The 12,734-nt window shown below is 50.6% G+C and carries 5 protein-coding genes; all 5 read right to left on the bottom strand.

Translation table 11 applies throughout. The features are described from left to right. Positions 1 to 17: 17 nt before the first annotated feature. Complete coding sequence (gene abc-f, locus AB5903_RS09305; RefSeq protein ID WP_005652295.1) at positions 18 to 1,988, bottom strand: ribosomal protection-like ABC-F family protein; 1,971 nt, start codon at positions 1,986 to 1,988, stop codon at positions 18 to 20. 220 nt (positions 1,989 to 2,208) lie between these two features. Then, on the bottom strand, positions 2,209 to 3,120 hold the full coding sequence (locus AB5903_RS09300; RefSeq protein WP_005652298.1) for a hypothetical protein: 912 nt from the start codon (positions 3,118 to 3,120) through the stop codon (positions 2,209 to 2,211). 204 nt (positions 3,121 to 3,324) lie between these two features. After that, complete coding sequence (locus AB5903_RS09295) at positions 3,325 to 5,679, bottom strand: BamA/TamA family outer membrane protein (protein WP_272710588.1); 2,355 nt, start codon at positions 5,677 to 5,679, stop codon at positions 3,325 to 3,327. A gap of 1 nt (position 5,680) precedes the next feature. After that, positions 5,681 to 10,222 (bottom strand): translocation/assembly module TamB domain-containing protein, encoded by a 4,542-nt coding sequence (locus AB5903_RS09290; RefSeq protein WP_272710589.1) that lies wholly within the window; start codon positions 10,220 to 10,222, stop codon positions 5,681 to 5,683. Positions 10,223 to 10,350: 128 nt separating this feature from the next. Beyond that, a complete protein-coding gene (locus tag AB5903_RS09285; RefSeq protein ID WP_272710591.1) occupies positions 10,351 to 12,678 on the bottom strand; it encodes a hybrid sensor histidine kinase/response regulator in 2,328 nt (775 codons plus the stop codon). Positions 12,679 to 12,734 lie beyond the last annotated feature (56 nt).

Raw genomic sequence — 12,734 nt, 5'->3', positions numbered from 1 at the left:
ATATAAAATAAATGTTATTATTTCCTTGCCTCTTCCAACTCGCAGGAAACTGCATCCCACTCTTCCATCACACTGTCCAGTTGGGCTTTCAGTTTCTGATGCTGTTCGTAGAGCGCCATATCCGAAGCGCCCTCCGGCGTAGCCATTTTAGCTTCGAGAATGGAAATGGCCGCTTCCGTCTGCTCTATCTCTGCTTCACAATCCGCTACACGGCGTTCCAGCTTCTTAAGCCGTTTATTGAGTTCTTTCTGTTCCTCATAAGAAAGTTTTGCAGCGGAAGGCTGTGCAACCGTTGCCCCGGCATTGCCGCCGGCAACCGTTTTTTCCGCAGACGGTGAGGAAGACAAAGAAGGCGATTTCTGCAAATCATTCAGGCTCTCTATCTGCTTCTTCTGCAGGAAATCGTAGATACCTCCGAGGTGCTCCTTCACCAATCCGCCACCGAACTCATATACCTTAGTCGCAAGACCGTCCAAAAAGTCACGGTCGTGACTGACAATTATCACCGTACCGTCAAAATCGCGGATAGCTTCCTTCAACACATCCTTCGAGCGCATGTCGAGATGATTCGTAGGTTCATCGAGAATCAGGAAATTCACCGGTTCCAGCAACAGCTTAATCATGGCAAGACGGGTACGCTCTCCGCCGGAAAGCACTTTCACCTTCTTGTCCGAAGCCTCGCCACCGAACATGAACGCTCCCAATATATCACGTATTTTCAACCGGATATCCCCTACCGCCACACGGTCAATGGTATCGAATACCGTAAGATTTTCATCCAGCAACTGCGCCTGATTCTGAGCAAAATAGCCAATCTGCACGTTGTGTCCCAAAGTAAGTTTTCCGGTATAATCCGTAATCTCGTCCATGATACACTTTACGAGTGTAGACTTACCCTCACCGTTCTTACCTACAAAAGCCACCTTCTCACCACGGTTTATGGTGAGATTTACATCGTGGAATATGACATGGCTACCATACGCCTTGGCTACATCTTCACAAATAACAGGATAGTTACCGCTACGGCTGCTGCAAACGAACTTCAACCGCAGCGCAGAGTTGTCTTCCTCGTCCACTTCGATGCGCTCTATCTTCTCCAGTTGCTTGATACGGCTCTGCACCTGCACGGCTTTGGTAGCTTTGTAGCGGAAGCGCTCGATGAACTCTTCCGTATCCTGTATCTGTTTTTGCTGGTTTTCATAAGCGCGGAGCTGCTGTTCACGGCGTTCCTTGCGAAGCGTCACAAACTCATCGTATTTCACTTTATAATCATAAATACGTCCGCAGGTTATTTCAATAGTACGGGTAGTGACATTATTTAGGAAAGCACGGTCGTGGCTGACAAGTACCACTGCATTGGCACGGGTGGAGAGAAAGTTCTCCAACCACTGGATGCTCTCTATGTCGAGGTGGTTCGTAGGTTCATCGAGCAACAATACGTCGGGACGGCGCAACAACAACTTGGCAAGTTCGATACGCATACGCCAGCCGCCGGAGAACTCACTCGTAGGGCGGTCGAAGTCTTCCCGGCAAAAGCCCAATCCCTGAAGAGTACGCTCTACCTCGGCACGATAATTAGTGCCGCCCATCATCAGAAAGCGTTCGTTCTCGTGGGTAAAGCGGTCTATCAGCTTCTGATAATCCTCGCTGTCATAATCGGTACGTTCGGCAAGTTGCTGGTTCATACGTTCGATGTCGGCCTGCATCTCAAAGATATGCTCAAAGGCAAGTTCAGCCTCCTGCATCACAGTACGTTCATCGCTGAGAACCATTACCTGCGGCAAGTAACCGATAGTACATTCGCGGGGGACGGCAACAACACCGGAAGTGGGTTGCTGAATACCTGCCAGTATTTTGAGCATGGTGGACTTGCCCGCCCCATTCTTGCCGACAAGGGCTATACGGTCTTTCTTATTAATAACGTAAGAAACGTCTTCAAACAGAGGAGTAGCATTAAATTCCACCTTCAGTCCTTCTACAGATATCATAGTGTCAATGAATTAATCGTTCAAGACTGCAAAGGTAACGATATTATTTTTTATTCTCACGCAATCATGCATTCAAAGCATACAACTGCATTCATTTAAATTTCAATAAATCCCCTCTTTCCCTTTCTGTCCAACCGATTTGGAAAACAGAAAGAAAAAGAGGGGATATTTTTATAAAGGGAATCGCCTGGGCGCTCCTTTAGAATAGATTGGCGTTCTTTTAGAACAGCTTAGCCGGATATTCTCCCGCATCCACCAATGCCTTAATCTTATCGACCACGCTCTGACGGTCTTCCGGATAAGTCACCCCGAACCATTTACTGTTCGTATCAAGCACTTCAACCGTAGCAGTACCGTCATTAATCAGTTTATCCACCATCAAAGGAATAAAGAATTCACTCTTCAGGTTCTCCATATTCTTCGAATCGCTGAGGAACGTCTTGAAGAATTCCTGACTGTAAGCGAAGTAATCGGGAGTAAAGCCCCAGAAATTCATACTGACCGGAGTTGTATCGGGAGTAGCAGTCCACTCACCGTTATCATCAATATATTTCACTTCACCGTCCATACGCTGAATTTTGGTACGTTCAACGACAGAAGTCAGCAGATTATTTGCATCAGTGCTGCAAAGGCCGCGAGACACCGTACCGCTTTCACTCAATGTATTGCCGATGCGGAATCCTACCATCGAATATACATTCTTGGAGCCTTCGGGAAGCTCAGACAGGAACTTGCCCATTACCTGGAAAGAATCACGACCGTAGAAGTCATCGCAATTGATAACGGCAAACGGTTCCTTTATCACATCGGCACCCATCATTACGGCATGGTTGGTTCCCCAAGGTTTGGTACGGTCGGCCGGACACGTAAATCCTTCGGGAAGTGCATCCAGTTCCTGGAACACCAATTCGCACGGGATATGACCTTCGTATTTGGATATGATTTTATCGCGGAAGTCTTGTTCAAAATCTTTACGGATAACAAAAACGAGCTTACCGAATCCGGCCTTGATAGCATCGTAAATAGAATAATCCATAATAGTTTCGCCATTAGGCCCCAGTCCGTCCAATTGCTTCAGGCCACCATAGCGGCTGCCCATGCCGGCTGCCAATAAGAATAAAGTTGGTTTCATATTAGTTATTATTTAAAAAGGTTAGTGTATCATGGTTGATAACAGGCACAAAAGTAGTAAAATTTATATCAGAAAAAGGAAGATTTCAGTCCATTCTTTTCCATAATCGTACAAAACTCCGCCTCAATGGCAGATACTTCTACTTTTAGTTTGCTTATTAGCCACAATTCTTCACTATTGTCAGCCCCAAACCCACAGTTTGCCTTAGAACGGATAACCGATAGCGAAATGCAAGGCAAGACTGTCCTTGAACTTGGGAATATTATAGTATCCCGACTTACCGGTATCATACGGATCGTGCAATCCTACTCCACAATCCAGACGGAAAACCAGAAAGTCCATATCATAACGCAAACCGGCTCCCGTACCCAAAGCTATCTGTTTGGCAAAGTTCTTTAAAGTGAACTCGCCGCCGGGACGGGACTCATCCTTACGCATCAGCCACACATTACCGGCATCCAAGAATACAGCTCCATGCAAATCTCCGATAATGCGGAAGCGGTATTCAACATTAGCTTCCATACGTATATCACCCACATGATTGATGAAAGAATACTTATTTTCCTTATCCGGAGCATAACTGCCCGGACCTATGCTACGTGCAGAAAAAGCACGCACACTGTTGGCGCCGCCGATATAGAACTGTTCGGTATAAGGAGCCGCCAGCGCATTTCCGTACGACCATATCACGCCGCCGGCAATGCGCGAGGCAATCATCTGGTTCTTGTCTATCTTATAATGATAGCGGAATTCGCTGTTTACCTTCAGGAACTGTGCAAAAGGAACACCCAGCAGCTTTTTGTCCTTCTCCTTGAACGACTTTCCGAAAATACGATAAATGCACGAAGTAAGGTTACCAGCCGAGCTCACTGTCGTCTGCCACCAGATAGGATTGCGCACACCCGGCAAAGATGCGTTGTCGTAGGTGTACATATACTCAAAGACCGGAATAAACTGGTCGCGCAGGCTGACGTAGAGTGCAGGATTCTCCGCCTGCAACTCCTTGAAGGCTTCCGTAGGGTCGCGAAGTACGTTGAACGTGAGTTTGAACGGTGTAAAACTATGCTTGCTCGTACGCTTCGGCTGGAAATCGTATGTAGCGTTTCCGCCAAACGCCAGCAGTTTATAATACTTGGCACGGTTCAACTGGTCGATGTACAGTTTGAAAGTCGTAGTGGCCGGAAAGTCATACTCCTTGTCGCCAAAGCGAGGGAAGACCACGCGCGGAAACATAAGCGAGGTAGACAACCCCACTTCATAACTGTTCATCAGCGAAGAACGGTCTTTACCCGTCTGCCACTCATACGAACCGTCCAACTTTACATTCCATGCCTCACCGCCGCCAAACACATTGTTCTTCGTTACGGTGAACGAAGCTCCCGGTCCGGTCTGGTTATTGCTTTTCATCTTTACGTTGAAGTCCAGTTCGGCATCATAAGGCTTGTCGAGTGCCGCATGAATATTCACATCCAGCGTATCGCACACGAATGTCGTATCACGCGGGGTATACTGCATCTCAAGATAACGGAAGATGCCTACATTGTTCAAGCGCTCCTGCACGCGGGTCTGGCGATAAAGGCTGTAAAGGCGCTGCATGGAGCGTCTGCGGGAAATCCCCGTACTGTCCTGCACCTGACGTTTCTGACGATACGCCTGATAGTTCAGCCATCTGTAAATCATATTGGGATGTACCCGCAGCTTGTCGTGATAATAGATGCGCAGGCCTTTGTAGTCGATACTGTCATTAGGGGTCTGTCCCTGCTTGCCATACAGATAAAAAGCTTTCTTGCCTACATAAAACGGTTTCTCGGCAACGGAAGGCATGCCGGGAGCAGGAACCATGCGCATGGCAACATGTCCGCCGGGCACTAAGGTCGTATCCGCCTGATAAGTCAGATAATCGGGACGGAAATAATAGCACCCTACATTGCGCAGCAAAGTACTGATACGGGTACGTTCTCCGTCGAGGTCGGTCACGTTGAACTGTTCTCCCGGACTGATAAGCGAACGGCGCCGGCTCATATTCATAATGCGCAAGGTACGCTCACTGAAACCGTGATAATAGACCGTATCGATAAAATAAGGGTTGCGCATATCCACCGTATATTGCAGCTTTGCTTTCAAAGAATCCTTCGGATCGATGAACGTTTTATAGCTGACCGTTCCGTTAAAATAGCCGTAATCGCGCAATAAATTGGCGGCCGCCTTCTGCCGGATATCGGGATTGACAGTAGACATCAGTACGGGCTTTGCCGCAAAGCGGTTGAATATCCACCTGCCAAAGCCTTTCTCATATTTCACAAAGCCATTGTAAATCCATAACCCCATAGGAAAAGGTATGCGAATAGTGGAACTACCCAGCAAAGAATTGTTCGGAGCAGTGGCAAGCGCCGCTTCAACCTCTTCCATGGCAGTCTCGCCTACCGGAGTGGTACTGCGGTTCTCGACAATCATCTTTTTTTGTCCCGTATACAGAATTTCACCTTCCGGCAAATGCTTGGTTGTGGAACATCCTGCCAGCAACAGTATGCCCGCCATATATACTATCAGTCGTTTCATATCATTCTACAGTTTGCTTCTTCTTTTTCCTGAAGATAAAAAGTTCGCCCAGGCGGTCCATTTTGCGACGAAGCACAAGACCGACTCCGGTTTCCGTTATTTCCCCGTCGAGCACACTCTCGTAGTTCTTGTCATAGAACACACGGACATAGCGCGTACCGGACGTATCAAGGCGGTACTCAAGCGAAATATTGTCGATAAACGATTCCGCATCATTCGTGGCATTGGCGCCGGTTGTCACCTTACCGCCGATGACAATCTGCACACGGTCGTTGAAAAGACGCTGCGAATAGCGGAAGCTATAATCCGTCTGCTTGTCACCCGTTTCGGCTGACGTACGGTCTTCCATACCCATAGTGAAACTTGCGTTGATGCTTTGGAAAGCCGAGCCTGCCAATGAGTTGATCTGGCTTTGGATAACACTGTTCAAAGCACTGCCCATAGACAATCCGCCACCTTTGACACCGCTGTTCATATAAACACCGGTCGCCAGCATGGCAATGGCCTGTTTGCTGCGCTCCTCGGCTCCCATAGCCTGCAACTCATTCTCAATGGTGGCATCATCCGGCGCCGTTATATCGAAAATAAGTTCGGGGGCGTCAAGGCGATTCTTTATAGCTATGGACACATCGAAATTCACCACGCGCGAACCACCGTCATCACCGTCGGCTACCGAAGCGCGCATACGCTCCGTCGCTTTCAGGTTCAGCGTCGGGTTCATCGGGTCGCCTCGCCAGTCCACATAACTGCCGTTGTTAATCTGGAATTCCTTCAACGGAATGATAGGAAGCGAATACTTCATAATTCCGCCCGAAAGCGTATAACGTCCGGTAAGGCTTATATCGCCTTGCGGAGTATACTGCATGTTCAAATCTCCGCCGCCTTCCAATTCAATGAATTTACTGCGGTCGGGACTTAAATCGGCGCGCAGGCGCACGGCATTGTCGATATGTACGGACATAATCATATCCATACCGCCCAAAGACATGGCGGGAGCCTCATCAGTGCCCACCGAAGCCGTATCGGCAAAAGAAGTAAAGGTTACTAAACCCTCAAGACGGTCTTCCACCGTCAACGGTGAGTCCGTCAGTACATAGGTAACATCCGTATTGCCCAGCAGGTTCATGTTACCGCGCATGGTCAGGGCATCCAAAGGCCCTCGTACCGTAGCGTTCAAATCGACAAATATCTTGCCGTAGATAAGACTTTCGCGGGTGCGCGGCGCATCCAGCAGCGTATAGTTCTCCGCCAGCAACTTCAAGTCCGCCGTAGGACGTTCCAAATTGCGGAAGTCCACCTTGCCGTTAATGGTAAACGGATTCTTGCTGGTGGTATAAATGGCAAACTTGTCAAATATCAGTTGGTTATCCCTAATCTGTACGGGACGGTCGTCAAACCAGTAGCGGGCCCCTGCCTGACGGGCATATACCGATACGCTGTCCAGCGTGATATCTCCGTGCATCCTGGGTTTCTCCAACGGTCCGTAGATGTACATCCCGCCATCGAGGTCGCCGGTAAAGGACATCATTTGGTCGGGCACAAAAGCATTGGCAATCTTCATCGGGAAGTGTTCAAAAGAGGTAGTCACTTCCAGCGTGTCCTTTCCGTTCTTCTTTGTCAGTATGCCGTCGGCAGTCATCACTTCCCGGTTGTCATAACTGAAATATGTATTCAGATAATGCGTAGCGCCCTTATCGCCCGGCAGCCATGTGGCTCCCATACCGATGTCTCCTACATGCTGCCGCTCATAGGTCAGTTCATCGATATTGGCTTCGGCTGAAACCTGCAAGGAAGTAGGGGTCTGTATATACTGCGCCTCGGCAGAGAACAAGCCGGTGAGACGGGGCATATAAGGAAGCACCTCGCTCAGTTCGCCCAGTTGGAAACGGCTCAACTCCACGTTCATATTCTGCAATGAAATGCTGTCGTTCTTGTCCGACTGCATACGGAAGCCCAAACCGTTGTCACTATCCATATCGATATTGGCATAGACGCGCATGTTGTTATGCAGATATATCCAATTGCTGTTGTCTACGAAATGGAACTTACGGTATGCGATAACCGGTTCGGCAGGCGTCAGATTAAGCAATACTCCGTTGCCTTTGCCATGTCCCTCCGTCAGCGGGCGGGCATTGACGCCGAACAACACTCCCGTCTGTCCTTTTCCGTCCACATAATTCACGGTCAGTTCGGCATCTTCACTGCGAATCTCACCGGTCAGCGTACTGCGGAATACGAACTGCGGATTCTTCGGTCCGTTAATCACCCCGCTTTGCAGCATCATCCGGGAAGTATCCTGCTTCACGGCAAAGAAAACCGTATCGAGCTGCAACGAGTCCACACGCAATCCGTGAACGGCGGTCCGTCCGTTGATGCCCCGTGCCGGCGTACTTCCGAAACGAAGGGTGAAGTCATTGAAACTTATGTTTTTTGTTTTCAGGAAATAGCTGACCGGATTGGCCTGCCCAGCCGTCAACTTCATGCCCGCCGAGGGCAATACCTGCCGCAAGGCGGCATGGTCAAGGCGTCTTTCCTCTATCTGTTTCGTCAGAATGGCTACGAACTTGTCCGACTGCCCCAACAACTCCTCCAACGTGCTGCGGGCACGGAACTGCAAATCCATATCGCCGGCATCCATCCGCAACTTAATGGAATCGCGACGCGCTTCCGCTCCCAGATTGAACGCAACGGGATGTTCCAAAGGTTCGGATGCGATTCCCAGATTATACAAGTCCAGTTCCTCTACTTTCATGTTCAGTCTGCCGTCCATATATTTACGGTCGAGACGAAGGTCAGCTTCAGACTGCATCTTCAACAGTTCATTATCGCTCGTCAACCGTACAGAAGCTACCGCAGATTTCAACCCCGCATTCAGGTTCACACCCGACAGATTCCAGCGAGCATATTGCAGTTCGTCCAGTTTGGCTTCCACAAGAGCCGTCGTCTGACGGGAAGTCATATCCACTCCCCTGCCTTTGGCGGCAACATGCGCAGTAAGTGCATAAACAGAATCTTTGGGCAGGAAATGATGAAGCTGCAAGGCATCTATGGCGAGGTCTGCATGATAGACCTCGGTAGACAGGTTGTAAGCGGCATCCAGATTCAGACTGCCTTTGCCCTCCTGCACTTTGAGCAGGGCATTGCATTGAGGCCCGTCGAGCCCGAGACGCGCTACGAGGTTCATACTGTCGGGCACAACGATAGAGCCGTCGGGAGTGACCCCGGTAAGCCCGGTGAGGAAATTAAGGTCTTGCGTCTGCATCTCAAAGTCAAGCCCTCCGCTACGCTTCAGGCTATCCGTAAGGTTCCACAACTCACCGCCGCCGCTCAACGAGAAAGCGCCGGGAAGTTCGGCCGTGAAACGGGAAATCTGCATCTGTTTCAGATTGCCTTCCGTACCGGCATGGATTACCAACGGGCGGAAAGGATAAGCCTCTTTAAAGGTTTCGGGCAGTCCGCCGGCAAAGAGCAATACATCCTGCTTGCCGATATTGGCGTTAAAGCGGGCGGACAACTGTCCGGTAGTGGGTATATCGACAAGTTTCCAATAGGTCTGCGCCGTCAGGTTCATCTCGCTGTGCGGGGTCTTGAGCTGCAAATAGGGAACACGGATAACGGCTGAGTCGGCAAAGAGGCGTCCGGTCAGGGAAGTCACCGTCAGCCCGGAACGGTCGTACATGGAGAACTCGCGGATAACGGCATTCATGTCGCGACCGCAGGTCATCACCGAATCTATGCCGATACGGATATCGCGCAATGCGATGTGCGAAGCGTCAAATCCCTCGGCAGGAACGGCTGTGCCCGTATCGTAATTCACGGAAGTCCCCGTAAGGGCAAACTTACGCCAGCCATAGAACTGCCGCTTGAGGTCGGCTTCGGCATCCTCTATGCTTGCATCCCCGATAGTGGCTGCCAGCGACATGGAGTCGAGCGGCATCTGCAAATCCACCGACACATTCTTCAGTTTCAGGTTATGCAATGCTACGCGCCAGTTCAAGGCGGTTTCGGTGGTATCCTCCGGAGTTTCGGTAGTGTCGGCAAGCATCACCTGCACGTGGGTATCGCTCAGTTCCACCCGGTTCAGTACGGCATCCTCTTTATTCAGGTCTATGCCGTGACTGGCAAGGAAGAACCGTCCGAGCGTACCTTTTATGCGCATGCCTTTCAGCAGGCCGGAAGAGTTTACGGCCACCCGTTGCAAAGTGATGTCATCCACCTCTACCCTTCCTTTCAATAAGGGCCATGCCTGTACGCGGACGTTCAGGCTTCCGAGGTTCAGCAAGGTATCGGGGTGTTGGATATCAGTAGTATCGCTTCCCGGCTGCACTACCTGAACACCGCGTACAAGCAGGTTCAACGGAAAACGAAGGTCTATCCGCTCTACGGAGATATTCATGCCCGTAGCATCCGATGCTATTGCCGTGGCCTGCTTCCGTATAAAATTCTGTACGGGCGGCACGTAAAGCAATATCATCAATATTACAAATAGGATAATAGGAGTAAGAAGCACCCAAAGTGCCCCTCTTAACCATTTTCTTCTCATTGGAACGTCAAGCTGTCATCGATTAATTCGTACAAAGTAAACAATTAATTTTGAGATAAAGTTCCTAATAAAAGAAAAATACTATGTTGCGCCGGTGTTTACGACCACTTATACCGTAATTGCTTATTCTAATCCGCCCGTGCCTGCAAGCGGATAATGTCCTCGATAAGAGCAAGCGAACGCAGTGCCCGCTGCCTCTGCCCGGCTGTAAAAGGAGTACCGCGCAAGCCTTCCAGTATTTTAAGCTCCGCCACCAGTTCCGTAGCGCCAATCAGCGTAAAGAGAGGAATCATCTTGTGCGAAACGGCCGCCACCTCGTCCATATCCGCCGCATCCGCCGCCTTTTGCAAACGTTCGGCATTGAGGCGGGTTTCGGTAACGAAACTCTCCATAATGGACTTTGCCGCCTCCGGGTCGTCACCGGAGAAAGCGGTGAGTGCCGAGAAGTCATAAGGAGCATCCGGCGATGAAGCCTCAACCGTCTCCGCTGCTACTACTTCGCTCTGCACGGCAGATGTTTGTCCGATACCTTCCGCATTCAGTTCCCGGAACAGTTCCGCCACCGTAAACGGTTTGTGCAGGCAGCCGGCAAAGCCATATTCCTTGAACTCTTCCGGCTTCATATCGCTACGGGCGGTAACGGCTATCACGGGAATGGCCTGCGCTTGGGGCAGATTCGACGCACGCAACAGTTTCAACAGGTCGAAACCGTTGATGGCAGGCATCTGTACATCGGTGAGCAACACATCAAAGGTATCGGAACGCAGGGCATCCAGCAATTCGTCCAATTGCATGCACGATACCGAAGCGATGCCGCTATGCTGGAGCATGGCTGCGGTAAGCGTAAGCTGAATGCGGTCGTCGTCAATCAGCAGCACACGGAGCGAAGGTTGTGAAGAAGCGGGCATGCTCTCTGAAAGAGCGGAAGAAGTTCCGGTTTCCGTCTCCTGATATTTCTCGCCGGTATCCTCCGATACCTGTACGGGGAACAAGGGAACACGCAGCGTAAATGTACTTCCCTTGCCCGGCACACTGTCCACGTCAATCGTTCCTTCCAGCAACTGCACAAGCATGCGCACAATAGACAAACCAAGTCCGAAGCCCTCTTTGCCTTGTGCACCGGGAAGGCGGGTAAACTCCTGGAAAATCCGCTCCCTGTCCGCCGGTTCCATACCTTTGCCCGTATCGGCAATGGCCACCACCAGCCGGCGTTCCTCGTAACGCGCCGTCATCGTTATGCTCCCCTCATCCGTAAACTTCACTGCATTGGACAGCAGGTTGTTGATAATCTGGCGGAGACGGAGCGGGTCGCAGATGTAAGTACTCTCCAGTTCGGGAGCAATATCGCAATGCAACTCCAGGCCTTTGGCAGAAGTCAGCGGTTCAAAACTGACATGAATCTCTTCCAGCAAGCGGGCGGGATGGAAGGTGACCCGGTTTATCTCCGCCTTATGAAGGTCGAGCCTGTGGAAATCGAGCAAATCGACCACCAGCTTCAGCAGATGTTCCGATGAGGTTTTCATATTATCCAGGTAGAAGCGTTGCCGTTCGTCCACCGTCAGACGGGAGAGCAGGTCGGCATAGCCCATGATGGAGCCGAGCGGCGCCTTAAAGTCGTGGGTGATGGCAAGCATCATCTTCTCGCGTGTGGCCAGCAGGTCCTCGGCACGGCGGCGGGCTTCTTCCAGTTCGCGGCGATAGCGGTTGCTGCGCGTAATGTCGCGCCCTATGATTATCAGGAAAAAGACGGAAAGCAGTACCGCGCCGACGGCAATGCCGCTGATTGTCTTAATGGAGTGATGGCGTACGGACTGCTGGTACTCCGCCTCTTTGCGGGCACGCTGCAGGGTTTCCTGTTCGTAGCCTTTCAGCAGACTGTCGATACGGGCGGTCAGCATCCGGTCCATGCGTTGCAAGGTACGCCTGCGGCGCTGTACAATCGCAATGTGTTCTTTCTGCTGTTGTGCCACGGCACGCAGCTTTTCCTGCAGGGAATCCACCGGATTATACACGTTAATCACCGTATCCGTGGCATATTCGAGGGAAGTCTTTACCTGAATGGCGGTATCTTTCTTAGGCGGTACGAACACCTCTCCCAAACGGCGGAAGAATCCTTTCTTCCTGGGCTTGGTAACCACCGTGTCGCGATGCGTAATGATGCGCTGCTGTACGCGCTGGTTTGTCACAAACGAATCCTGCCGGGTAGCGATAATATTTTCTATCTCCCGGGTAGAGACCATGCTGTCGTTCGTCTCGCTCAACACGCGCAGCATGTAAATGGTGTTCGCATCCTTCTTCCGAAGAAGCGTAATGAGACTGTCCGTCCACTGCACGTCCCGGTTATCGGAAAGCATAAGATGCTCCATCTCCCGGTGCACAAAGAACAGGGAAAAGAACAACACTCCCAGCAGCAGAGTGTACCCGACAGCTATCTTTACTTTCGATACGCTATTCATAAACAGGTAATAAAAGAGTTATGGAGCGACAGGGTGACAAAGCATCGCCCCGTGCA

Source organism: Bacteroides sp. 2201st1_D9_2201SCRN_220225 (genome assembly GCF_040928965.1).
Lineage (GTDB): Bacteria > Bacteroidota > Bacteroidia > Bacteroidales > Bacteroidaceae > Bacteroides > Bacteroides stercoris.
The sequence above is the reverse complement of the archived record's forward strand: the minus strand, read 5'-3'. Positions and strand labels throughout refer to the sequence as shown.